General features: G+C 71.6%; 15 protein-coding genes. 9 read left to right on the top strand and 6 right to left on the bottom strand.

What is annotated here, in order from left to right; translation table 11 throughout:
- Position 1: 1 nt before the first annotated feature.
- The gene (locus ACH4DZ_RS42015) at positions 2–442 is read right to left on the bottom strand and encodes a roadblock/LC7 domain-containing protein (RefSeq protein WP_398294666.1); all 441 of its coding nucleotides are present in this window, start codon (positions 440–442) and stop codon (positions 2–4) included.
- A complete protein-coding gene (locus ACH4DZ_RS42010) occupies positions 439–3483 on the bottom strand; it encodes a nitrate- and nitrite sensing domain-containing protein (protein ID WP_398294664.1) in 3045 nt (1014 codons plus the stop codon). Before ACH4DZ_RS42010 ends, ACH4DZ_RS42015 begins: the two co-directional genes overlap by 4 nt.
- 607 nt (positions 3484–4090) lie before the next feature.
- On the opposite strand from ACH4DZ_RS42010, the gene ACH4DZ_RS42005 reads away from it, so the two are divergent.
- The gene (locus ACH4DZ_RS42005) at positions 4091–4681 is read left to right on the top strand and encodes a hypothetical protein (protein WP_398294697.1); all 591 of its coding nucleotides are present in this window, start codon (positions 4091–4093) and stop codon (positions 4679–4681) included.
- 36 nt (positions 4682–4717) lie between these two features.
- Here ACH4DZ_RS42005 and ACH4DZ_RS42000 read toward each other — a convergent pair whose 3' ends face one another.
- On the bottom strand, positions 4718–5899 hold the full coding sequence (locus ACH4DZ_RS42000) for an NAD(P)/FAD-dependent oxidoreductase (RefSeq protein ID WP_398294662.1): 1182 nt from the start codon (positions 5897–5899) through the stop codon (positions 4718–4720).
- Between the two features lie 460 nt (positions 5900–6359).
- A complete protein-coding gene (locus tag ACH4DZ_RS41995; RefSeq protein WP_398294660.1) occupies positions 6360–6680 on the bottom strand; it encodes a bifunctional 3-phenylpropionate/cinnamic acid dioxygenase ferredoxin subunit in 321 nt (106 codons plus the stop codon).
- 213 nt (positions 6681–6893) lie between these two features.
- Between ACH4DZ_RS41995 and ACH4DZ_RS41990 the strand changes: the two genes are divergently transcribed.
- From ACH4DZ_RS41990 to ACH4DZ_RS41955, 8 genes are all read left to right on the top strand, one after another.
- Complete coding sequence (locus ACH4DZ_RS41990; protein WP_398294658.1) at positions 6894–7712, top strand: IclR family transcriptional regulator; 819 nt, start codon at positions 6894–6896, stop codon at positions 7710–7712.
- 392 nt (positions 7713–8104) lie between these two features.
- The gene (locus ACH4DZ_RS41985; protein ID WP_398294656.1) at positions 8105–9190 is read left to right on the top strand and encodes an S-(hydroxymethyl)mycothiol dehydrogenase; all 1086 of its coding nucleotides are present in this window, start codon (positions 8105–8107) and stop codon (positions 9188–9190) included.
- Entirely contained in the window at positions 9187–11685 is a 2499-nt protein-coding gene (locus ACH4DZ_RS41980) for an FAD-dependent oxidoreductase (protein WP_398294654.1), read from the top strand. Before ACH4DZ_RS41985 ends, ACH4DZ_RS41980 begins: the two co-directional genes overlap by 4 nt.
- Positions 11686–11945: 260 nt before the next feature.
- The gene (solA, locus tag ACH4DZ_RS41975) at positions 11946–13100 is read left to right on the top strand and encodes an N-methyl-L-tryptophan oxidase (protein ID WP_398294652.1); all 1155 of its coding nucleotides are present in this window, start codon (positions 11946–11948) and stop codon (positions 13098–13100) included.
- Between the two features lie 110 nt (positions 13101–13210).
- Positions 13211–14377: an aromatic ring-hydroxylating dioxygenase subunit alpha gene (locus ACH4DZ_RS41970; protein WP_398294695.1), complete on the top strand. Its 1167-nt coding sequence runs from the start codon at positions 13211–13213 to the stop codon at positions 14375–14377.
- On the top strand, positions 14319–15785 hold the full coding sequence (locus tag ACH4DZ_RS41965; RefSeq protein WP_398294650.1) for an aldehyde dehydrogenase family protein: 1467 nt from the start codon (positions 14319–14321) through the stop codon (positions 15783–15785). Before ACH4DZ_RS41970 ends, ACH4DZ_RS41965 begins: the two co-directional genes overlap by 59 nt.
- 162 nt (positions 15786–15947) lie before the next feature.
- A complete protein-coding gene (locus tag ACH4DZ_RS41960; RefSeq protein ID WP_398294648.1) occupies positions 15948–17558 on the top strand; it encodes an APC family permease in 1611 nt (536 codons plus the stop codon).
- A 52-nt stretch (positions 17559–17610) separates the two neighbouring features.
- Positions 17611–19161 (top strand): GMC family oxidoreductase, encoded by a 1551-nt coding sequence (locus ACH4DZ_RS41955; protein ID WP_398294646.1) that lies wholly within the window; start codon positions 17611–17613, stop codon positions 19159–19161.
- A gap of 125 nt (positions 19162–19286) precedes the next feature.
- Here the strand turns inward: ACH4DZ_RS41955 and ACH4DZ_RS41950 are convergent, their stop codons facing one another.
- Both ACH4DZ_RS41950 and ACH4DZ_RS41945 read right to left on the bottom strand, forming a co-directional pair.
- On the bottom strand, positions 19287–23975 hold the full coding sequence (locus ACH4DZ_RS41950) for a hypothetical protein (RefSeq protein WP_398294644.1): 4689 nt from the start codon (positions 23973–23975) through the stop codon (positions 19287–19289).
- Positions 23976–24042: 67 nt separating this feature from the next.
- Entirely contained in the window at positions 24043–24921 is an 879-nt protein-coding gene (locus ACH4DZ_RS41945; RefSeq protein WP_398294643.1) for a hypothetical protein, read from the bottom strand.
- Positions 24922–25086: the final 165 nt, after the last annotated feature.

The following is a 25086-nucleotide window of genomic DNA, read 5'->3' as shown; positions in this document are numbered from 1 at the left end:
ACTACCCGCCCGAGGACAGTTCGGTGCGCGGAGCGGCGGCGAGATGTACGCCGACGCGCTTCACCAGCAGCGTCATCTCGTACGCGACCTGCCCGACGTCGGAATCGGCGTCCGAGAGGACGGCGAGGCAGCTGCCGTCACCGGCGGCCGTGACGAACAGGAACGCCTCGTCCAGCTCGACGACCGTCTGCCGGACGCTGCCGGCGTCGAAGTGGCGGCCGACGCCCTTGGCGAGGCTGTGGAACCCGGAGGCGACGGCGGCGAGATGCTCGCTGTCCTCCCTCGTCAGATCGGTCGAGACCCCCGTGGGGAGGCCGTCCCCGGAGAGCACGAGTGCTTTGCGGATGCTGGCGACACGCGCCACCAGGTCGTCGAGGAGCCAGTTGAGCTCCCCCGTCGCCGTGGTGGTCGTGATGTGGCCGGCGGCCTTCGGTGCGGTCATCGGCCGTCTCCCTTAGTCGTTCCTGGTGCTGTGCCGTCCTGGGCGTCGTCGCCCTCGGCGTTCTCCTCGCGCCCGCGCCGCCAGCCGCGCTGGAGCGAGGCCATCCGGTTGCGTACTTCGTCCGCGTCACGCTCCGAGGGGTCCGTCGTACGGGCCGGGTCGCCCGTGGTGCGCCGGTCGGGCCCTTCCTTCAGTTGCGGGGCCAGATTGGCCTGCCGTACCCGGCGGGGCAGGCCGGAAGCGGGGCCTCCGGCCGGTCCGGCGGGGCGGGCGCCTGTGCTGCCGGGCGACGGGGTGCCGGTACGCGTGCCGTTCGCTTCGGTCCCGCGACGCGATCCCCGCTGCGGCAGGGCGGGGGCTTCACCGGCGCCGCCGTCCGCGGCTCCCGGTCCGCGCGGGACCGCCCCGCCCGCCACTCCGCCCGGCTCGCCGCCGCGGTCCACGCCACGGTCGAGAGCGGGGCGGCGCTCGCGGTCCGCCGGGGCGATGCCGGTTCCCGTGGGCCAGTCGTCGGCCTCGCCTCTGCGGCCGGCGAGCGGGTCCCCGGTCTCTCGGCGTCCCGGGCCACGCCTGGCGCCCCTCGACCGCTTCGGCAGCTCTTCGAGCGCGCCGGATCGCTCGGACGCCTCCTGGGACCGGGCCCGATCCTGTGCCTGTGCCTGGATCTGGGCCTGGGTCTGGGCCGACTGGGGCAGTTCCGTGACCTCACCGTTGTCCGGGCGGTCCGTCAACTCGTCGCGCCGCGATCTGCCGTGGGTCACGGGACGGCCGTGCGAGCTGACCAGTTTGGGCGTGCGGCGGCGCGACAGCGTGACACCGGACTGCTCGTCGTCCTCGGAAGACGGTGACGGCTCACGCGGAGCCTCACGCGTCTCGTCCCCCGCCGTCCCCGCGATGGAGCGGCGCGGGCGGAAGATGCCGCCGTGTTCGCCGTCCTCGTCGTCGAGGGCACCGGGGAAGCCTTCGAGGGCGTCCAGGCCGACGGGCGCCTCCAGTTCGACCGGTCCGTCGAGGATCGACGCCGACAGGCCGGGCAGCGTGACCGGCACCTGCGACAGGGCGGCCCGGCGGCCCTCGTCGGCCTCGTTCTTCGCGTTCCTGGAGGAAATGGCCCGGTCGAGCCGGAAGCCGACGCCGTTGGTGTCGGGCACGTCGTCCGAGAGCAGCGCGTCGGGCACGAAGACCACCGCGGTCGTCCCGCCGTACGGGGACGGCTGCAGGGAGACGCGTACGTTCTGCCGCTGGGCGAGCCGGCTGACCACGAAGAGACCGAGCCGGTCGGTGTCGGACAGCTCGAACTCGGGGGTCTCGGCGAGACGGAGGTTGGCGTCGAGGAGCGCCTCGGCGGCCATTCCCAGGCCGCGGTCGTGGATCTCCAGGGTGAAACCGTTGGCGACGCGCTCGCCGAGCACCTGTACGGCCGTGTGCGGCGGCGAGAACACCGTGGCGTTCTCCAGGAGTTCGGCCACCAGGTGGGTGAGGTCGGCGACGGCGGATCCGGTGACCGCCATCCGCGGCAGCCGCCGGACCTCGATGCGCTCGTAGTCCTCGACCTCGGCGACGGCGGCGCGTACGACGTCCATCAGCTGGACGGGCTTGCGCCACTGCCTGGAGGGGGCCGCTCCGGAGAGGATCACCAGGCCTTCCGCGTGGCGGCGCATACGGGTCGTCAGGTGGTCGAGGCGGAAGAGGTCGGCGAGTTCGTCGGTGTCCTCGGTCCTGCGTTCCATCGTGTCGAGGAGGGTGAGCTGCTTGTGCAGCAGGACCTGGCTGCGGCGGGCGAGGTTCACGAAGACGTCGGCGACCCCGCTGCGCAGTTCGGACTGCTTGACCGCGGCCTCGACGGCGGACCGCTGAAGGCTGTTGAGCGCCTGGCTGACCTCGCCGATCTCGTTCTTCTCGTACTCCAGGCGCGGGACCTCGGTCTCGACGTCGACCTGTTCGCCCGCCGAGAGGCGGCGCATCACGCTGGGCAGCCGGACGCCTGCGGTCTCGTGGGCCTCCTGGCGGAGCCGGCGCAGGTCGCGGATGAGGCTGCGGCCGATGCGTACGGACATGAAGAGCGAGATGAGCACCGCGGCCAGGCCGAGCACGCCGGCGATGGCCGCCTTGACGATGACGCCGACCGCGACGGGGCGGACGCGGTCCTGGAAGCGGTCGCTCGCCTGGGTGTTGAACTTGTCGAGGCCGTCGAGGACCCCGTCGGCGAGGCCGTCCCAGCTCTTCGCGGTGACTCCACGTGGGGTGTCCGGCGCGGAGGCGAGGGCGGACTGCTCGGCCACGCGCAGGGGCGCGGTGGCGGCGTTCTTCCAGTAGCGCTCGTAGCGGACGCGTTCGGCGGAGGGCAGTTGCGGGAGGTTGATCTCGTACAGGATCGCGCGCTGGGCGACGAGGTCGGAGATGTCGCGTGCCTCGTCGCGGGTCACCCTGCCGACGACGAGGGCGGACCCGAGCAGGGCGTCCTCGCGGGCGAGCAGTTCACGGGCGCGGGACATGTTGACGAGCGCGCGGCCCTGTTTGTCCACGTCCACGTTGTCGAGGACCTGGAGGTTGCTCAGGAGGATGTAACAGGGGTCCACCAGGCGGTTGTAGAGGTCCAGGGCCTGGGCGCGGGTGACCGTGTTGTCCTCGACGCTCTGACGCAGCGACCCGACGCCGTCGAAGGCGTCCAGGATCGCGGTGAGACGCTCGGTGGTGTCGGAACCCAGCTCGTCTCGTACGTCGGTGTTCCTGGCGTTCCTGCGGATCTTCGAGACGACCTCGTCGGTGGCGGTCCGGGTTCGGCGCAGATCGGTGAGGGCGTCGGAGGCCCGGGGGTCGGCGAGATAGACGAGGGTCTGCCGACGCTCGGCCTGGAGGACGCTGATGACGTCCTCGGTGGGATAGCCGATCTCCTGCACGATGAAGGTCGTGTCGAACAGCTGGTTGACCTCGCGGCCCGTGAGTACGGTGGCGAAGCCCCAGATCCCGGTCAGGGAAACCAGCGGCACGAGAAGCAGCGCCACGATCTTCCGGCGGATGGACTTCCCGCGAAAGCGCATGGCCTCCCCCAGCTCGGCCCCCGAGGCCGGGGGCACACATGTACGGCAACAAACGGCGTGAGCCTACTACCGACGCACTGGTATCTCGAAGGCCTGTCCGAGCCTGTCCGAGCCGACTCGGCGCGTATCCGGAACGAGACATCCGCAGTTGTCCGTTCATTGCGGGAGATTGCCTCCCTGAATCCGACACGGGGAAAGCTGTGCGATCGAGTCCGTGTGGCAGACCGGTTGGCCGAAATTTTTCGGTTGCCGGGAATCTTCGGCTTACGTCGATCGTCTGTCTGTATGGAAGTTGGAGGCGGAATCGGCTGCAGGTGCCGGATGCCGCGCCCAGGGGGCGTATAACAGCGCAAGCCGGGCAGCCGATGGGGAGCCGGAGTCTCGTGACACCGGAGCGAGCGGCTGTCGGGCGGTGGGGAGTGACAGGTTGATGGGCACGGCGGAGCGGTACGGGGCGCCCGGGACGGGCGTCACGACGGTCGCGGAGGCGGAGCGGGGTTCACCCATCCCGGGTCGGGGTATTCAGGCCGACATCGCGGCGGATCTCGCGGCGATGAACCTCGCGGCGGCGGAAGCGGACCGCGTGGCGAAGGCCAGGTGGGAAGCCCTGGTCGCGGCGGAGGCCCGACCCGGGCCGACGGCAGAGGCAGGGGCCGTGTCCGCCACGAAGGCGGGCAGCAGGGCCGTGGGAGAGGGCAGGACCGGGGCTGTGACGGAGGCCGGGGCGAAGCCCTTCGCCAGAAGCGGGGACGACCGGGCGCCGGAGGCCGCGGAGCAGTTGCTCACCGAGGCCGAGGAGCAGGTGTACTACCGGCCCTTGTGGGTCGAGGAGCCCGCGAACAGGCGTCGGCTGCCCGATCCCGTGCGGACGTCCGCGGTGCGCGCCGTCATCATCATCGCCGTCACGCTGATCCAGGCGATGGTCGCCTTCCTGTGCACGCTGGCCGGCTCCTGGCTCGCGTTCCCCATGGTCCTGAGCGCCGTGGCGAGCACGGTGGTGGCCACGTGGGGCGCGCTGGACGTCTGGGTGACGCGCCAGGTGTGGAACCAGCGCCACGGCGTGGTGTCGGAGCCGAGCAGCACGGCCCGGGCACTGCGGCGCGAGCGGCGCAGGACCCGGCGTCTGGAGCGGTCGGCGGAGCGGACCAAGGAGCGGATACGCCGGAGGGGCGGGGCGGGGCAGTTGTCGCACTCCTGACGCGTCACGCGTCCTAGGAGACCGACTTGTCGCGTCCTAGGACACCGTCTCCATCGCGCCCGCTCCGCGGCCCAGTGCACGCCGGGCCCGCATGAAGGGGCGGGCGCGGTCCACGGACAGCACCGCGGTCGTCCGGCCCTCGCGCTCGTACAGCGCGAGCAGGCCGCCTTCGCCCGGTACTCCGTCGGTGACCGTGCCCTCCGCGATGCGGACGGTGTCGGTGTCGAGCCGCCGTCCGGCGAACTGGATCCGCGTGCCGTACTGGTCGGACCAGAAGTAGGGCAGCGGGCGCACGGTCTCCGCGGTGTACCCGGCCAGCAGGTTGCGCACGGCGATCCGGGGCTGCTCGGTGGCGCTGGTCCAGTGTTCGGCTCGGGTTCCGCCCACGTGGGCCACGTCTCCGACGGCGACCACCTGGGGCAGAGCCGTCACGCAGCCGTCGTCGCACAGCACGCCGTCGTGCAGCGCGAGCGGCGAGCCCACCAGCCAGCCGGTGTTGGGGACGGCACCGATGCCGACGATCACGACATCGGCAGGAAGGAGACGGCCGTCGGAGAGTTCCACTCCGGTGACCGCGACCGTGCCCCGCAGTGCGGCGACACCCGTGCCCGTGATCAGGTCGACGTCACCGCGGCGATGCAGTGCGGCGCACAAGGCCGCCATCTGCGGGCCGAGTTGGGGCACCAGCGGCAGCGGAGCCGCCTCCACGACGGTGACGTCGTGGCCGAGTCCGGCGCACGAGGACGCGGTCTCGGCGCCGATGAAACCTCCGCCGATCACGACGACACGGCGGGCACCCGCCGTCAGTTCGGCGCGCAGAGCGCGGGCGTCGTCGAGGGTGCGCAGGGTGTGGACTCCGGCAGGTTCGGGTCCCGGCAGCCGGCGCGCCGAGGCTCCCGTGGCGATGACGACGCCGTCGCCGGAGACGGTGCGGCCGTCGTCCAGGAGGACGGTGCGACCGCGGGCGTCGAGGCCGCGGGCGCGGGTGCCGAGCAGCCACTCCGCGTCGAGTCCGGCCATTTCCTCGCTGTCGCTGAGGGCCAGTCCGTCCTCGCCGGAGCGGCCGGTGAGGAAGTCCTTGGACAGGGGAGGGCGGTCGTACGGGCGGTGCGGTTCGTCTCCGACGACCACCAACCGCCCGTCGAACCCCTGGGCGCGCAGTTCACGGGCCGCGTACAGCCCGGAGAGCGAGGCCCCGACGACGATGACGGTCCTCATACGGCTGATTCCTTCCGGACGGGCGCGGATCGCGCGCTTTCGAGAACCGGCGTGGTGCGACCGCCTCCTACCGGCCTGCCGTCGCGTGCAGGTGCGTGGGGGCTGAGCGCGCAGTTCCCCGCGCCCTTGTATGGCGGGGCTGCGCCCCGACAGGGGCGCGGGGAACTGCGCGGCCCGCCCCCACCGGCCCGCACAGGCAGACGGGCGGCGAGGGCGTAAAGATGTCCCCCTGCCGCATTCGGCCAGATCCACGACCGATGTGCGCCCCTGCGCCCGGCGGATACGGTCACCGGCCCGGCGGTGGTCGGCGTGGCACCGGTGTCGTGATCGGCGCGGGTACTTGGACGCCCCGTGCCCTGCGACGGGAGGCGCGTGGGGCTCTCGGGGGCATGCCGGGCGGAGCCCATGAAAAGGTGGAGCCCGGAGGGGCGCGCTGTCGTGCCTCTCGCGTGGAGGATCGTCATGCCGCCGTGTCCTCCTTCGCTGCCACGTGGACATGGACGACGCCGTCGTCGACGGTGACGCGGTGGGTGCGGACGGCGCGGCGCGCGGGCAGACACGTCGGCAGTCCCGTGCGCAGATCGAACGAGGCGGCGTGCAAGGGGCATTCGACCAGGCAGTCCTCCAGCCACCCCTCGGAGAGCGACGCGTCCTGATGGGTGCAGGTGTCGTCGATGGCGTACAGCTCGCCGTCGGCGTTGAACACGGCGATGGGCGGCATGGTGTCGACACGGACGGATTCGCCCGCGGGGAGGTCATCAAGGCGGCAGACGGGAATCACGGGCCCCCCTCTCGGTCCAGGACCCGGTCCTGGACCTCACAGGTCCGGTCTGGTCCGAGACCTTCCAGGTCACGGACTCTTCGATAACATGATGTTTCGCATGGCGCACCAGGGAGCGCTATGCGCAACAGAATCCGCGCGGGATGCCCATCGCGTCAAGGGCTTCCGGCAGATGCGGCTCAAAGCGGGCCGCCAGGTGGTGAGAGTTGAGATATGACCCGCACTCAGAAGCAGGCCGACCACACAGGGGAGACACCGGAGAAGCAGAGCCGGGGCGCGGGGAGCGCCGTCCAGTCGGTGGACCGCGCGGTGAGCGTGCTGGAGATCCTCGCCCGGCTCGGCGAGGCGGGCGTCACCGAGATCGCCGACGAACTTGAGGTGCACAAGTCCACGGCCTTCCGGCTCCTGGGAGTGCTGGAGAACCGCGGCCTGGTCGCCCAGGCGAAGGATCGCGGGAAGTACTTCCTGGGGGCCGGCGTACTACGCCTCGCGGGGGCGGCGGCAGTGCGTCTGGACATCTCGCAGGAGGGGGTGCCCGTCTGCCGCGAACTCGCGGACGAGTTGGGCGAGACCGTCAACATCGCGGTCCTCGACGACAACGCGGCGGTCAACATCATGCAGGCCCGTGGCGCCGCGTCGGTCACGGCGCAGAACTGGCTGGGCAGGCGCACCCCGCTGCACGCCACCTCCAGCGGCAAGGTCCTGCTGGCCCATCTGCCGCCGACACTTCGCGAAGGGCTGCTGGCCAGGACCCTGCCGCGCTTCACCGAGCGCACGATCACCGGGACGGCCGCGCTCCGCGCCGAGTTGGAGGCCGTGGTCGAGCAGGGCTACGCCTTCGCGCTGGAGGAGCTGGAGCTGGGGCTGGCCGCCACGGCCTCGCCGGTGCGCGCGCACGACGGCAAGGTGATCGGCGCGATCAGCGTCTCCGGGCCGGTGTACCGGCTGGACCCGGACCGGCTGCCGGAGCTGGCCAAGCGCACGGTCGCGGCCGCGATGGACCTCTCGCGCCGGATGGGGTACGGCTTCTGACGGAAGCGCGGGCGCACCCGCGGACGGACACGGAACCGGCCCCGGAACGGAGTCGGACACCGGACCCGTACGGACGCCGGACCCGTACGGGCACGGAACCGGCTTCGGAGCCGAGCCGGACAGCGGGCTCCGACGGAGGCGGTCCGGACGCGGCCGGAGCCGGACACCGGGCTTCGTACGGACCCCGGACACGGCGCGAACCACTGGGCGCGACACGGCGCGGGGTCGGGCACACCTGGCCCCGCGCTCGTGTGTGTCGGACAGATTTCGGGGCGCCGGTTCCTTTTGCCAAGGGTTAACCCGTACCTCTTGACGGCCCTGCGGAGGCGTTCTCACTATGTTCCTCATAGCGCAACCCATAGTGCACTGCGCAACAGCAGAGGAGCTAGGTCGTGCCATACGAGGTCCGTGCCGTAGTCGCTGTGAAGAAGGGCGCACCCGTCGAGGTGCTGACGATCGTGGTTCCCGATCCCGGTCCGGGCGAAGTGATCGTCACCGTGCAGGCCTGCGGGGTCTGCCACACGGATCTGCACTATCGCGAGGGCGCGATCACCGACGACTTCCCGTTCCTGCTGGGCCATGAGGCGGCCGGCACGATCGAGGCGGTCGGTGAGGGCGTCACCGACCTCAGAACCGGCGACTACGTGGTCCTCGCCTGGCGGGCCCCCTGCGGTTCCTGTCGCTCCTGCCGCCGTGGCCGCCCCTGGTACTGCTTCGACTCGCGCAACGCCACCCAGCCGATGACCCTCCTCGACGGCACCCCGCTCAGCAACGCGCTCGGCATCGGCGCCTTCGCCGAGCAGACCCTGGTCGCGGCGGGCCAGGCCGTGAAGATCGACCCGGCGGCCCGCCCCGAGGCCGCCGGCCTGATCGGCTGCGGGGTGATGGCCGGCTACGGCGCGGCGGTGAACACCGGCAACGTCGGGCGCGGTGACTCGGTCGCCGTCATCGGGTGCGGCGGCGTCGGGGACGCGGCCATCGCGGGCGCCTGCCTCAACGGCGCCATGAAGGTCATCGCCGTCGACATCGACGACAGGAAGCTCGACCGGGCGGAGAGGTTCGGCGCCACCCACACGGTCAACTCCCGTGGCACCGATCCGGTCGAGGCCGTACGCGCGCTCACCGACGGCTTCGGGGTCGACATCGCCATCGACGCCGTGGGCCGCCCGGAGACCTTCGAGCAGGCCTTCTACATGCGCGATCACGCGGGTCTGCTGGTGCAGGTCGGCGTTCCGACCCCGGAGATGAGGATAGAACTGCCGCTGATCGACGTGTTCTCCCGCGGCGGCGCGATCAAGTCCTCCTGGTACGGCGACTGTCTGCCCAGCCGCGACTTCCCGTTCCTCATCGACCAGTACCTCTACGGACTGCTGGACCTGGGCGCGTTCGTCTCGGAGACCATCGCGCTCGACCAGGTCGAGGAGGCGCTGTCGAACATGCATCGCGGTGAGGTGCTGCGCTCGGTGGTGGTCCTGTGAGGGCCCACGAGTCCGTCGACCTCCACGAGTCCGTCAACGTCCACGAGTCCGCCGGCCCCCGCGTGGTCGTCGTGGGCGCCGGCATCGTCGGCTGCTCCCTCGCGGACGAGCTGACCGCCCGCGGCTGGACCGACGTCACCGTCCTCGAACAGGGTCCGCTGCCCGCTCCCGGCGGCTCCACCTCCCACGCACCGGGCCTGGTCTTCCAGACGAGTCCGTCCAGGACCCTCACGGCCTTCGCCCGGTACACGGTCGAGAAGTTCGGCTCCCTTGAGGTGGAGGGCGTTTCCTGCTTCGACCAGGTGGGCGGCCTGGAGCTCGCGACAACGCCCGAGCGCCTCGCCGAGCTGCACCGCAGGGCCGGTTACGCCGCCTCCTGGGGCGTACGCGGCGAGATCGTGAGCGCGGCCCGCTGCAAGGAACTCTGGCCCCTGATCGACGAATCGATGGTCCTCGGCGGCTTCCACACCCCCGACGACGGTCTGGCCCGCGCGTTGCTCGCGGCCCGCGCCCAGATCGAACGGGCCGCAAGCCGCGGCGCCCGTTTCCTGGACCGGCACACCGTCACCGGGATCGAGCAGGAGGACGGCAGGGTCACCGCCGTCGTCACGGACCGGGGCGTCTTCCCCGCCGACCACGTCGTGTCGGCGGCCGGATTCTGGGGGCCCGTCATCGGCCGCATGGCCGGCGTCGACGTACCTCTGCAGCCGCTCGCCCACCAGTACGCGCGGACGAAGCCACTCCCCCGGGCTGCCGGTGCCGACACGGCGGCGGCAGTCGCGGAGGCGTCGCGGCCCATCCTCCGTTTCCAGGACCGTGATCTCTACTTCCGTGAGCACGGTGACCGCGTCGGCATCGGCAGTTACGCCCACCGGCCGCTCCCCGTGGACCCGTTCACGGTCCTCGGCTACGACGAGGCGCGTGCGAACGACCTGGAGATGCCGTCCTCGTTCCCCTTCACCGAGGAGGACTGGGCGCCGAGCTGGGACGACTGCCGCCGGCTGATGCCCGCGCTGCGCGGGAGCGAGATCGAGGAGGGCTTCAACGGCGTCTTCTCCTTTACTCCGGACGGCATGCCGGTCCTCGGCGAATCGCGTGCGCTGCGGGGCTTCTGGCTCGCGGAGGCCGTGTGGGTGACCCACTCGGCCGGTGTCGCCAAGGCCGTGGCGGAGTGGATGATCGACGGCCGCCCCGAGATCGACGCCCACGAGTGCGACCTCACGCGCTTCGAGGACGCCCAGCGCTCGCCCTCGTACATCAGGGAGCGCGGCTCGCGGCAGTTCGTCGAGGTGTACGACGTCCTGCATCCGCTCCAGCCGCTGGAGCGGCCGCGCCCCCTGCGGGTCAGCCCGTTCCACGCCCGCCAGCAGGAACTCGGAGCGTGTTTCCTGGAGGGGGGCGGTTGGGAGCGTCCGCACTGGTACGAGGCGAACGCGCCGCTCACCGCCGGGCTGGACGTGCCCGCGCGGGACGCCTGGTCGGCGCGGTACTGGTCGCCCGTCGTGGCGGCCGAGGCACGGGCGACCCGCGAGAAGGTCGCGCTCTACGACATGACCCCCTTGCGCCGCCTCGAAGTCACCGGCCCCGGCGCCCTCGACTTCCTGCACGGCATGACCACCAACAACCTCCGCAAGAGGCCCGGCGCGGTCACCTACACGCTGCTCCTGGACGAGTCGGGGGGCATCCGCTCCGACCTCACCGTCGCGCGGCTCGGCCCCGACCGCTTCCAGGTGGGTGCCAACTCCCCGGCGGACCTGGACTGGTTGACCAGGCACGCCCCCGACGGCGTACACGTCCGGGACATCACGTCCGGTACGTGCTGCGTCGGTGTCTGGGGGCCGCTCGCCCGCGCGCTCGTGCAGCCGCTCACGCGCGACGACTTCTCGCACGGGGGCTTCGGCTACTTCCGCGCCAAGGAGACGTACGTCGGCCATGTCCCGGTCACCGCCATGCGGTTGAGCTACGTCGGTGAGCTGGGCTGGGAGCTGTACACCAGCGCCGACCTGGGGCTTCACCTCTGGGACACGCTCTGGGAGGCGGGCCGGGAGCACGGCGTGATCGCCGCCGGGCGCTCCGCGTTCAACAGCCTGCGCTTGGAGAAGGGGTACCGCGCGTGGGGTGTGGACATGACCGACGAGCATGATCCGTACGAGGCGGGGGTCGGGTTCGCCGTCCGGCTGGACAAGGGGGACTTCATGGGGGCGGGGGCGCTGCGGTCGAAGGGGGAGCCTGTGCGCCGGCTCACGCCGTTGCTGCTCGACGAGCCGTCGTCCGTCGTCCTCGGTAAGGAGCCCGTGTACGTCGGCGGAGTCCCCGCGGGGTATGTGACCAGTGCGGCGTACGGGTATTCGGTGGGGCGGTGTGTGGCGTATGCGTGGTTGCCGGTGTTGCCCGTGGGGGCGGGGGTCTCTGTCGAGTACTTCGGGGAGAAGGTGGGGGCCACGGTGGTGGAGGAGCCGGTCTTCGATCCGAAGATGGGCCGTATTCGGTGTTGATCGCTTCGCGAGGGGGTTGTGGGGCGGGTGCGGGTCGGTGGGGGCTGGTCGCGCCGTTCCCCGCGCCCCTGAAGACCAAAGATTGCGCCGTTCCCCGCGCCCCTGAAAGGCAAAGACTGCGCCGTTCCCCGCGCCCCCGAAAGACAAAGACTGCGCCGTTCCCCGCGCCCCTAAAAAACCGAGAACTGGCCCGTTCGCCGTGCCCCTGGGAGCCGGAGGCTGTGCCGTTCGTTGCGGCGCTCGACAAGACGGAGGTTTCTGTGTCCCCCACCTACGACGTCATCGTCATCGGTCTTGGCGGTATGGGCAGTGCCGCCGCTCATCATCTGTCCTCGCGCGGTGTGCGGGTGCTCGGGCTGGAGAAGTTCGGGCCGGTGCACAACCGCGGTTCCAGTCACGGGGGTTCGCGGATCACCCGGCAGTCCTACTTCGAGGACCCGGCGTACGTGCCCCTGCTGCTGCGCGCGTACGAGCTGTACGAGGACGTGGAGCGCGCCACCGGGCGGGACATCGCCACCCTGTGCGGTGGCGTGATGATCGGCCGGCCCGACTCCCTGACCGTCGCCGGTTCGCTGCGCTCGGCCACCCAGTGGGACCTGCCCCACGACATGCTCGACGCGGCCGGGATCCGCCGCCGCTTCCCCACCCTCGCTCCCAAGGACGACGAGGTCGGGCTCTTCGAGAAGAAGGCCGGCCTGGTCCGTCCCGAGAACATGGTCGCGGCCCATCTGCAGCTCGCCACCCGGCAGGGCGCCGACCTGCACTTCGACGAGCCGATGACCCGCTGGGAACCGTACCGGGACGGCGTACGCGTGCACACGGCCGAGAACACGTACACGGCGGGCCAGTTGGTGATCTGCCCGGGCGCGTGGGCGCCGCGGCTGCTCACCGACCTCGGCGTGCCGTTCACCATCGAGCGGCAGGTCATGTACTGGTTCCAGCCCAGGGGCGGGGTCCGGCCGTTCCTGCACGGGAACCACCCGATCTACATCTGGGAGGACGCGGACGGCGTCCAGGTGTACGGCTTCCCGTCCATCGACGGGCCGGAGCTGGGCGCCAAGGTCGCCTTCTTCCGCAAGGGGCAGATCTGCACGCCGGAGACCATCGACCGCACGGTCCACGAGGACGAGATCCGGGCGATGGCGGACCATATGTCCCGCTGTATCCCCGACCTGCCCGGCACCTTCCTCAAGGCCGCCACCTGCATGTACTCCAACACCTCCGACGAGCACTTCGTCATCGCCCGGCATCCCGCGCATCCCGAGTCTGTGACCGTGGCGTGCGGTTTCTCCGGCCACGGCTTCAAGTTCGTGCCGGTCGTCGGTGAGATCCTCGCCGATCTGGCCCTCACGGGAACCACCCGTCACCCGATCGGCCTGTTCGACCCCCGCCGTCTCGCCGCCGCGCCCGCCTGAGGAGCCCTCTCGTGACGACGACCCCCATATCCTCCGTCCCCGCCGCCTCCGCTTCTGCCGACGCTTCTGCTTTCGCTTCTACCTCTGCTTCCGCTTCCGCTTCCGCTCAGCTGTCGCCGAGTCTGATCAGCACACTGCCGGGGCGCTACTACACCGATCCGGAGATCTTCCGGCAGGAGCAGGAGCACCTCTTCGAGTCGATGTGGTTCTGCGCGGTCCGCGTCGCCGACCTCGCCAGGCCGGGCGCGTTCCGTACCGTCCAGGTGGGCCGCGAGAACGTCCTCATCACCCGGTCCCGTACCGGTGAGCTGCGGGCCTTCCTCAACATCTGCCGACACCGCGGGGCCCGGCTCTGCACCGAGGAGGCCGGCGAGGTCCGGCGCACCCTCCAGTGCCCGTACCACGCCTGGACGTACGGCCTGGACGGGAAGCTGATCGCGGCGCCGAACCTGGTGAGGATGCCGGACGTCGACCGCACGGAGTACGGGCTGGTCACCGTCGCGCTGCGGGAGTGGCTCGGGTACGCCTGGGTGTGTCTGGCCGCCGAACCGCCGTCCTTCGAGGAGACGGTGACGGGCGCGGCCGTCGAACGGCTCGGGAACGTGGCGGCCATCGAGCACTACGGCACGGAGAACCTCGCCCTCGGCAAACGCATCACCTATGACGTGCGGGCGAACTGGAAGCTGATCGTCGAGAACTTCATGGAGTGCTACCACTGCGCGACCATCCACCCCGAACTCACCGATGTGCTGCCGGAGTTCGCGGACGGCTATGCCGCCCAGTACTACGTGGGCCACGGCGCCGAGTTCGGCGAGGGGGTCAAGGGATTCACGGTCGACGGCAGCGAGGGATTCGGACGGCTGCCTGCGGTCGCGGAGGATCAGGACCGTCGTTACTATGCGATAACGGTCAAACCCACCGTGTTCATCAATCTCGTCCCCGACCATGTCATCCTGCACCGCATGTTCCCCCTCGCCGAGGACCGGACGATCGTGGAGTGCGACTGGCTCTACGCCCCCGAGGTCGTCGAGTCGGGCGCCGACGTGTCGAGGTCCGTGGAGCTCTTCCACCGGGTCAACGCCCAGGACTTCGAGGCGTGCGAGCGAACGCAGCCCGCCATGGCGTCCCGCGCCTACCGCGGGGGCGGGGTGCTGGTGCCCACCGAGCACCACATCGGGGTGTTCCACGAGTGGCTCATAGGCATGCTGGGAGGCAGGGATGGCGGATCTCTACATCGGCGGGACCTGGACGGGCGCGCGGGAGAAACGTACGCGTGAGATCCGCTGTCCGGCCGACGGATCGCTCGTGGCGGTCGTCGACGAGGCGGGCGGCGAGGACACCGCCGACGCGATCGCGGCCGCGCGCCGCGCCTTCGACGAGGGCCCCTGGCCGCGGACCCCCGCGAACGAACGCGGCGATCTGCTGCTGAGGGTCGCCGATCTGCTCGCCCGTGACAAGGACGCACTCGCCCGCGCGGAGTCTCTCGACACCGGCAAACGCCTGGTGGAGAGCGAGTACGACATCGACGACATCGAGAACTGCTTCCGCTACTTCGGGCGGCTCGTCGCCAGTGAGTCCGGCCGGGTCGTGGAGACGGGCACGGAGGGCGTCGACAGCAGGGTCGTACACGAACCGGTCGGTGTGTGCGCGCTGATCACCCCCTGGAACTATCCGCTGCTCCAGACCGCGTGGAAGGTCGCCCCCGCGCTGGCCGCGGGCAACACCTTCGTCCTCAAGCCGAGCGAGCTGACCCCGCACACCGCGATCCACCTGATGCGTCTCCTGGAGGAGGCCGGGGTGCCCGCCGGGGTGGCGAACCTGGTCCTCGGCGCCGGCCCGGAGGCGGGCGCTCCGCTGGGCGATCATCCGGACGTGGACCTGGTCTCCTTCACCGGCGGTCTGCGGACCGGACGCAGACTCATGGCCGCGGCGGCCGGCACGGTGAAGAAGGTCGCCCTCGAACTGGGCGGCAAGAACCCCAACATCGTCTTCGCCGACGCCGACTTCGAGACGGCCGTCGACATGGCGCTGACGGCCGTCTTCCTGCATTCCGGGCAGGTCTGCTCGGCCGGGGCGCGGCTGCTGGTCGAGGACTCCCTGCACGACCGATTCGTCGACGAGGTCGTCCGCCGGGCCCAACTGATCAGGCTGGGCGGGCCGTTCGACGAGCGGGCGCAGACCGGTCCGCTGATCTCGGCCGTGCACCGGGCGAAGGTCGAGGCGTACGTGGCCAAGGGACTGGAGGAGGGGGCGGTCCTGCGCTGCGGAGGGCAGCGGCCGACCGAGCCCCCGCACCCGGAGGGCTTCTACTACCCGCCGACCGTGCTCGACGAGTGCTCCGGCGGGATGTCCGTCGTCCAGGACGAGTCGTTCGGACCGGTACTGACCGTGGAGCGGTTCGCCGACGAGGCGGAGGCGGTACGCCTGGCCAACGCCACGATCTACGGCCTGGCCGGCGGCGTCTTCACGTCCGACGAGGCGAAGGCGCAGCGCGTCGCGTCGGCGCTGCGCATCGGCACGATCTGGATCAACGACTACCACCCGTACGTCCCGCAGGCGGAGTGGGGAGGCTACAAGCAGTCCGGGTTCGGGCGGGAACTCGGACCTGCGGGCCTCGCCGAATACCGCGAGACCAAGCACATCTGGCGCACGACGAATCCGAGTCCGCAGGGCTGGTTCTCGTGAGTCGTCAGTACGGGGATCAGCACAACCAGCGCAGAATCCACCGCACTTCACCGTAGGGATCCGGCCTCCGGCGCCATAAGATCCAGTCTTCACCGACGACCCCGCACGAGCCGCACTCCCCCTCCCGCCCGGGAGAACTCCCCCTTCCCCAGGAGGCCGCTCATGACCACCACCGAGCAACCATCGGAGCAGCCGGCCGGTAAGCACGGTCCCGACGACAGGCACGGCCACGACGACTCCGAGCTCAACGAGTTCGGCTACAAGCCCGAGCTGAAGCGCACGCTCGGCAACTTCCACACCTTCGCCGCCGGCATCAGCTACATCTCCATCCTCACCGGTACCTTCCAGCTCTTCTACTTCGGCTACGGCAGCGGCGGGCCCGCCTACTGGTGGTCATGGCCCATGGTGTTCGTCGGCCAGTTCATGGTCGCGCTCTGCTTCGCCGAACTCGCCGCCCGCTATCCCGTGGCCGGTTCCGTCTACAACTGGTCCAAGAAGATAGGCAATCCGCACATAGGCTGGCTGGCCGGCTGGACGATGCTGATCGCCTCGGTCGTGTCGATCGCGGCCGTGGCCCTCGCGTACCAGCTGACGCTTCCGCAGATCTCCTCCGCCTTCCAGTTCGTGGGCGACGGCACGGGGAAGTACGACGTCGCCACCAACGCCGTGCTGCTGGCCTCCGTCCTGATCGTCTTCACCACGCTGGTGAACGCCCTCGGCGTGAAACTGATGGCGAGGATCAACACCGCGGGTGTGTTCATAGAGTTGATCGCGACCGTCGTACTCATCGTGCTGTTCGCGGTCCACATCACCCGTGGTCCGGGGGTCGTGCTGGAGACGAACGGCACGGGCGCGGGCCAGCCCGGCGGCTACTTCGGCGCGTTCCTGGTCGCGTCGCTGGCGTCCGCGTACGTGATGTACGGCTTCGACACGGCCGCCTCGCTCGGTGAGGAGTCCCTCGACCCGTCGCGCAACGCGCCGCGCGCCATCATCCGCGCGATCGTCGCCTCGTTCGTCCTCGGTGGCCTCGTGCTGCTGCTCGCGCTGATGAGCGTGTCCAGCCTGAAGGGTGACCGGCTGTCCACGGACGGTCTGCAGTACGTCGTCCTCAACGTGCTCGGTGAGGACGCGGGCAAGGCCATGCTGTGGTGCGTGTTCATCGCGGTCACCGTGTGCGCCCTGGCCGTGCACACGGCGGCGATCCGGCTGGCCTTCGCGATGGCACGGGACAACAACCTGCCCGCCTCCTCCAAGCTGGCCAAGGTCCACCCGCGCTTCCAGACCCCGATCCTGCCCGCGGTGATCATCGGGATCCTGGCGCTGGGGATCCTGGTGGTCAACATCCGCCAGCCGCAGATCTTCACCGTGGTCACCAGTATCGGCATCATCCTGATCTATCTCGCGTATCTGCTGGTCACCGGGCCCATGCTGGTGGCCAGGCTGCGCGGCAAGTGGCAGCCCGCGGGCGAGGGCAGGTTCTCGCTCGGCCGCTGGGGACTGCCCGTCAACATCGTCGCCGTCGTGTGGGGCACGGCCATGATGATCAACCTGATCTGGCCGCGCGCCGCGGTCTACAACGCGGCCGCCCCGTACCACTGGTATCTGCGGTGGGGTGCCGTCCTGTTCGTCGGCATCGTGATGGGCGGCGGCTTCGCCTACTACTGGTTCGTGCAGCGGCACCGCACGGGGGTGCTGGCGGAGCACCAGTACCGGGCTTCGACCGACACGCCCCTCCCGCCCGCGTCACCGGCGGCCACACCCACGGCCGACTGAGCGCCCGGCTCCAGGACCGAACGACGCAAGACTCGAAGGAGGTCAACTCACCATGATCGAAGACGAGTTCGACTATGTCGTGGTGGGCGGGGGCACCGCGGGCAATGTGGTCGCGGCCCGGCTCTCCGAGGACCCGGCCGTCACGGTCTGCGTCCTGGAGGCCGGACCCAGTGACGTCGGCGACGACGCCGTCATGAAACTGGAGCGCTGGATGGGGCTGCTGGAGTCCGGCTACGACTGGGACTACCCGGTCGAGCCGCAGGCCAGCGGCAACAGCTTCATGCGGCACGCCCGCGCCAGAGTGCTCGGCGGCTGCTCCTCGCACAATTCCTGCATCGCCTTCTGGGCACCGGCCGAGGACCTGGACGACTGGGCCGCCGCGGGCTGTACGGGCTGGAGTGCGGCCGAACTCTTCCCGCTCTACCGGCGGCTGGAGAACAACGACGCCCCCGGCGAGCACCACGGCCGCACCGGCCCGGTGAAGCTGCGTACGCTCAAGAGCGACGACCCGTGCGGCACCGCCCTGCTGGAGGCCTGCGCCCAGGAGGGCATCCCGACGACACCCTTCAACTCGGGTAGGACCGTCGTCCGGGGCGCCAACTGGTTCCAGATCAACTCCGACGAGAACAACATCCGGCAGTCCTCGTCGGTCGCGTATCTGCACCCGATCCTCGGCAAGCGCCCGAACCTCGATGTACGGACCGGGGTGCGCGCCAAGAAACTCGTGCTCGACGGGCGGCGCTGCGTGGGCGCCGAGTACCTGGACCCCGACCTGATCCACACCCGGACGGTACGGGCCAGGCGCGAGGTGATCGTGTCCTGCGGCTCGATCGACAGCGCGAAACTGCTGATGCTGTCGGGCATCGGGCCGGCCGGACATCTGCGCGAGGTCGGCGTCGACGTCGTGGTGGACGCGGCCGGCGTGGGCGAGAATCTCCAGGACCATCCCGAGGGCGTCATCATGTGGGAGGCCAAGCAGCCCATGACGACCACTTCCAGCCAGTGGTGGGAGGCGGGCATCTTCTACGACACCGAACCGGGTCTGGAGCGGCCCGACCTGATGTACCACTACGGGTCGGTGCCGTTCGACATGAACACCGCGCGGTGGGGCTATCCGACCTCCGAGAACGCGTTCTGCCTCACGCCGAACGTCACCCGCGCGAAGTCACGCGGCACGGTGCGGCTGCGGACCCGCGACTACCGGGACAAGCCGAGGGTCGATCCGCGGTACTTCACGCACGAGCACGACGCGCGCGTGATGACGTACGGGCTGAAGCTGGCCCGGCGGATCGCCGCGCAGCCCGCGCTGAGCGGGTGGGCGGGGGCCGAACTGGCCCCGGGGCCGGACGTCCGGACGGACGACGAGCTGCTCGACTACATCCACAGGACCCACAACACCGTCTACCACCCGTCGTGCACGGTGAAGATGGGTGCGGAGGGGGATGCGTCCGCCCCGCTGGACCCGCGGTTGCGGGTCAAGGGGGTGGAGCGGCTGCGGGTCGCGGACGGGTCGGTGATGCCGGATCTCGTCAGCGTCAACCCGTGCATCACGACGATGATGATCGGCGAGAAGTGCGCGGACCTGTTGAAGGAGGACGCGTAGGGCGTGCCCCTTTGGGGCGCGGGGAACTGGCGACCAGCCCCCACCGGGCCGCCAGTTCCCCACCGCCGCGCGGTTACAGGTCGCTGCGGGTCCGTTGTGGCCGGCCGCGCAGTTCCCCGCGCCCCTCAAGGGGCACTCGGTGTGGGCCTCTTGTACATGCGGGTCGCGGTGATCTCCGTGTGGGCTGCCTCGCCTGCGGGCACCTCCCTCGGCAGGCCCGGCCGCAGGTGTTCCTCCACGCTGATGTACTTGAGGCCCGCCCGCAGGTCCGCGTCGTTGCGCAGGCGGATGACCAGCGGGAACTCGGCGAGCGCGGTCGTGTCGAACAGGCCCGTGGTGTAGAGGAGTTGGACGCCGAGCGCGTCGGAGACGGCCCGCTGCAGCTCCAGCAGGTACGTCGCGTTGGCGCGCCCGATGGGGTTGTCCAGGAACAGCGTGCCGGCGTGGCGGTGCTTGTCCCGGCCGCGGTCGTTCGAGCGCAGGGCGGCCATCGTGCAGTACAGCGCGATGGCGGCGGTGAGCAGCTGCCCGCCGGAGAACACGTCGCCCATCTGTCCGACGGGGACGCGCTCGGCGCGCAGTACGGCGTCGGGCTTGAGGATCTCGACGGCGACACCCTTGGGGTGGAGGGCCGCGCCGACGCCCCTGAGCAGCAGCGACATTCCGTCGCGGCGCAGGTCGGAGTTCTTCTTGACCGCCGCCCTGGTCGCCTCGTCGACGACCTCGCCCAGCCGCTCGGCGAGCGTGGCCTGATCGGGCTCCTCGAAGCGGATCCGCAGGAACTCCTGCCCCGACCACTCCCCCAGCCCTTCGGGCAGCCGGGACAGCCGCTGGGCCGACCGCAGGGTGGCGAGCGCGGACTCGACCAGCCCGCGCAGCCGGTCCACGATCGAGTCGCGGTTGCGCTCCAGCTGCGCCAACTCGTCGGTGAGGACGCGCAGTCGGGGCGCGAAGGCGTCCGCCCACTTCTGCGCGTGCTCGGGCAGCGCGGACGCGGGCAGGTCCCGGATCTGCTGACGCGCGGGGGTGCGCACCTGCTCGTAGCGCGTGGAGTTGGCGTGCCGTACGAGGATGTCGCTCGCCTCGCGCACGGCCGCCTCGGCGGCGGAGAGGTCGGTCGCGCAACCGCGCAGGGAGCGGCGGGCCTCGGCGGCGGACCGCCTGGCCTCTTCGAGCGTGCCGGGGTAGGGCTCGGTCTCCTCCTGCTCGTCGTCCGTGTGCTCCCGCAGGAGGTCCCGGAGCAGGGCGGCCGTCTCGTCGAAGCCGCCGGCCGCGTCCTCGGCGGCGTGGTGGGCGTCGAGCAGCTCGGTGTGCGCGGCGCGCGCCTGGCTCAACGCGTCGGTGCGGGAGGCGAGTTCGCCGGTGGCGGTGCGCAGCAGACCCTGTGCGTGTTCGGCGTCGCGCGGCACGAGGTCATCGGGCAGCCCGGTGTGGGCGTCGGCGTCCTCGGGCGCGTGCCGTTCGGCCTCGCCGCGCAGCCGGCCGAGCTGTTCGCTCGCGGTCGACACCCGGCCTTCGAGGAGCTGGACCAGCTCCTCGGCGCGGGCCACGGCCGCCTGCCGGGACGGTCCGTCGGAGCCGTCGGTGGACTCCAGGAGCTGGGCGGCCCGGGTACGCACCTTGTTGGTGAGCCGGTTCAGCTCTGTGAGCGCGGTGCTCTCGTCGCTCTCGGCCCGGGCCTGTTCGGCGCGCAGGTCGGCGCCGACCCCGACCTTCTCGTACAGCTGGGAGGCGGCCCGGTAGGCCTCGCGGAGGGCGGGCAGCGACGACTTCGCGGCTCCCGACTCCTCTTCCGGCAGGTCGTCGGGGGCGCCCGCGATCTCCGCGCGCTCGGCGCGCAGCGCACGGGCCGTGCGCCGGGCGTCGTCGGCGGCGCGCTGGGTGCCGCGCCGGTCCTCGTCCGCGGCGCGGGCCCGCTCCAGGCAGGCCTGGGCGCGGGCCTCCGACTCGGCCGCCTCGTCGGCGAGTTCCCGTACCTTGACCTGCCAGCCGGCGCGCTCGCGCAGCCGGAAGGCGAGTCCGGCGAGCGCGTCGGCGGCGCGCCGGGCCCGCTGTGCGGCTTCCTGCCGCTCGTCCCGCACGAGGGCCGCCTCGGCCGCCGCCTCGTCGGCCTCGATCCGCACGGCACGTGCCTCGGCGAGCTCCGCCTCGGCCTCCTCGGCGAACGTGCGCGCGTCACCGGCCGCCGTGGCCAGTTCGGTGAGCCGTCCCGCCGGGCAGCCCGTCCGCCAGGAGGCGAGCCGCGCGGCGAGCTCCCGGTCCTTGGCGAGCCGGGCCGCCGACTCGCGGATCTCGTCGTCCCGTTCGGCCGCGCGCCTCCGCAGCGCCTGCCGCTCCTCGTCGGCGGCGTGCTCGTCGTGCATGGCCGGGTTCGGCGGTACGAGGAAGACGTCGTCCCCGCCCGCGCCGGGGGCCGGGGTCGGGGCGAGCAGTGCGGCGGCCGTACCGACGGCCACCGTGGAGCGCGGGAGCAGCGCGGCGTCGGTGAGGGCGTCGCGGGCCCGGGCGTGGGTCTCCGGGTCCGTGATGATCACGCCGTCGACCAGTTCGGGCCGGGCGGCCAGTACGCGCGCGTGGTCGACGGGGTCGACGGCCTGCGCGAGGTAGCGCCAGCCGGGAAGCGCGGGGATGCCGTGCTCGCCCAGGTACTCCACGGTGGCCAGCACGTCGGGGCCGGGCGGCAGCAGCCCGCCGTCACCGAGCGCGCCGAGGATCCGGGAGTCGTCGGCCGCGGCGGTCCGCAGCTCGAAGAGCTGTCGTTCGGCGGAGGTGACGGTGTCGTCGAGGAGCTGCCGGAGCTCGTCGGCGTAGTGGTCCAGCTCCCGGGGGGCGAGGGGGCCGTCGGCCTCGCTGTCGTCGGAGCCTGCCGTGGCTGCCGTCCCCCTGCTGTCGGCGCTCGCGTCCGGGGCGGTCGCCTGCCGGGGCCCCGGCAGCGAGGGGCGCCCGGAGCCGCCCGAACCGCCGGAGGCTCCCGGCAGGCCGAGCAGTTCGGCGAGCCGCTCCTCCCCGGCAAGTGCCTGGGCGATCCGCCGTTCCGCGTCGTACGCGTGCTCGGCCGCCGTCGCCGCGTCGGCCGCGCGGGCCGCCGTCAGCTCGGCCCGGGACTCGGTGGACGCGGCTTCCCTGGCATGGTCGGCGGTGCGGCGGGACGCCTCGCGCGCGGTGTCCCAGGCGGCGACGGCCGTCTTCTCGGCGTCGCTGGCGGCGAGCGCGGCGCGGGCCGGGTCGGCGTCGGGGGCGGTGTCGTCGAGCCAGCCCGCGCGCACCGCCTCGGCGGTCTCCTGCTCGACCTCGCCGAGACGCTGGCGCAGATGGCCGACCTCGCTGCGGGCGCGCTGCGCCTCGGTGGCGGCGGACGTCGCGTCCCGGTGGGCGGCCTCCCCGACCTCCTGGAGCGAACTGGACCGCTCCTCCTGCTCGTTGGCGGCCGACTCGGCCCCTTCGGCAGCCGCGTGCAGGGCGCGTACGAGGTCGACGGCGGCCCTGGCCCGGGCGGCGAGGGCGGGTGCGGCGTCCCGCTCGGCCTCCAGGATCGCGGCGGCCACCCGTGTGGAGCGGTCGGCCGCCGCGCGGTGCCGCAGCACGGCTTCCGCCGCCTGCCACGCCGAGTGCAGGGTGCGCGCGTCGGCGAGTTTTTTCTTCTGCGCGGCAGCGCCCTTCTCGGCGGCGGCGAGCGCCAACGAGGCGTGCCGGTAGGCCAGTTCGGCCGCGATCAGCGCACTGCGCTCCCGGGAACCCTCCGCCTCGGTGACCCGCTGGGCGGCGGTGGTGACCTGCTGGGCCAGGTCGCCGGTGCGGCCCCGCTCCAGCACGGCGCGCGCGGAGAGCCGCCGGGCCAGGGTGCGCGTACGCCGCTCGGCGGCCGTGTGGATGTCGCGCGCGTGGGAGCGCGCTCCGGCCGCCTCCACGATCCGTCCGAGCAGGTCCACGGATCCGGCGGTGAACTCGCGCTCGGCGATCAGCTCGGCCCGTCGTCCCAGCTTGTTGCCGAATCCGCCCACCAGGTCGGCGAGGCCGTCGGTGTCCCGGGTGTCGGTGACCGCGCGCAGCAGCAGGTCGGTGAAGTCGGAGTCCTTCTTGACGGCGAAGAGGCCGGCGGCCTCGCCCTCGTCGGCGTTCATCTCGCGCTGGTAGCGGAAGAGTTCGGGGTCGAGGCCCAGGTCGCCGAGGTGTTCGATCCAGCGGTCGTGGATCTCCTCCCAGTGCACTTCGAGGTGCGGGTACGCCTTGCCGGCCTCGGTGAGCGCGTCCCGGAAGCCCTTCATGGTGCGGCGCCTGCCCTGCGCGCCCGAGGCTCCCTCCACCGGCGGCCGGACGGCGGTGGCCTCGGCGACCGGCAGGTTGTCCAGGCTCAGCCCGGGACCGGGCCGGAAGGAGTACCAGGCCTCGGCGAACTTCCGCGGGTCGTTGGAGACCTGCCGTCCGCGCCATTCACTGACCTTGCCGACCACGACGCACTCGCCGGTGAGCGTGTGCTGCCACTCCAGCGCCACGTGCCCGCAGTCGTCCGCGAGCAGGAACTTGCGCAGCACACCGGAGCTGGCGCCGCCCAGGGTGTTCCGGTGACCGGGCAGCATCACCGAGAAGATCAGCTTGAGCAGTACGGACTTGCCGCCGCCGTTCTCCAGGAAGAGCACACCGGCGGGCGCGGGGCGGCGCGGCGGCCCGACGGGCTCCTCCTCGAAGAACTCCGCCTGCATGGGCGCGGGGTCGGGCACAAGCCCGCCGACTCCGCGCAGGTCCAGCACGGTGTCGGCGTAACGCGCACCGGCCGGCCCGATGGAGTAGAGGCGGACCCGGGACAGCTCGTACATGGCGGACTCTCGTAGTCGTAAGCGGTGTGGGGGAAGTGACGGGACGGAAGTGGAGGGGGTCGGGCGGTTACGAGTGGAACGGCAGCCCGGCGCCGGCGGCCAGCTCCAGATCGTCGGTGTCCTCGGCAGGCATCAGGCTCGCGGTGCCGTCGGTCACCGGCACGACACCCAGCTCCAGCAGCTCGGCGAGGGCGGCGCTGCCCGCCATGTCCCGCACCTGGAGCTGATAGCGGGCGGTCGTACGGTACGTGCCGCCGGCGTCGTCCCCGGTGCGCTGCAGGAACCCGGAGTCGGTGAGGAACGCGGCCGCCTTGCCGACGATGCCGGTGGTGGAACCGGCCAGTCTGCGCGCGTCCTTGGTGGCCCCGGCGGAGCTGCGGCGCGCCCAGATCCGCCAGGCGGCCTCAAGCCCCGGCGCGTCCGTGGCCGGGTCGGTGTTCTCCCCCTGCTCCTCGGCCCGCTCCTCCAGACGCCGGCAGGCCTGCCGTACGAACGCGTCGACGCCGTTGACCGACACGCGCCCGATGTATCCGTCGTCCGCGAGGTCCTCGGGCCTCGGGAAGGCCAGAGCCGCGACGGCGAGGTGGGCGAGGCCGTGCAGGAACCGGTCGCCCGAGTCGGCGGACGCCCGTCGCGCGTAGTCGCCCATGCGCACGGCGAACACCGAGTCCTCGGCGGCGGTCACCGCCATGCCGGCCCGCGGGGACACCTCAAGGACGACGAGCCCGAGCCCGGTGGCCACGGCGTCGGCGAGCCGCGCGAAGGGGGGATCCTCGCGGTACCGGCGCAGCAGTTCGGCGTACTCCTGGTCCCGCGCGGGCTGCGTCCTTGGCTGCAGCCCGAAGGCCACGAGCCGTGCCGCGTCCGCGGTGTCGGCAGGGGTGACGGGGGCGCTCACCGCCGCGGCGACCGCCTCCGGCTCACTCCACTCGGCCTGCTCACTCACGACTGAGACTCCTTGCTACGAAAAACGCGGCCCCTGTGCCTATCGGAGCCCAGGTCAGGCGCCCCCTTATGGGCGCGGGGCTGTGACATGTGCGGCTCCGCCGCGTGGGCGCGACCAGCCACGGACGGCCCGCACGTCACAACCCGTCCGCAGTACCCCATCCTG

This window comes from Streptomyces sp. NPDC017991 (genome assembly GCF_044328075.1).
Classification (GTDB): Bacteria; Actinomycetota; Actinomycetes; order Streptomycetales; family Streptomycetaceae; genus Streptomyces.
Note: the sequence above shows the minus strand (reverse complement) of the source record. Positions and strands in the feature narration are given on the sequence as shown.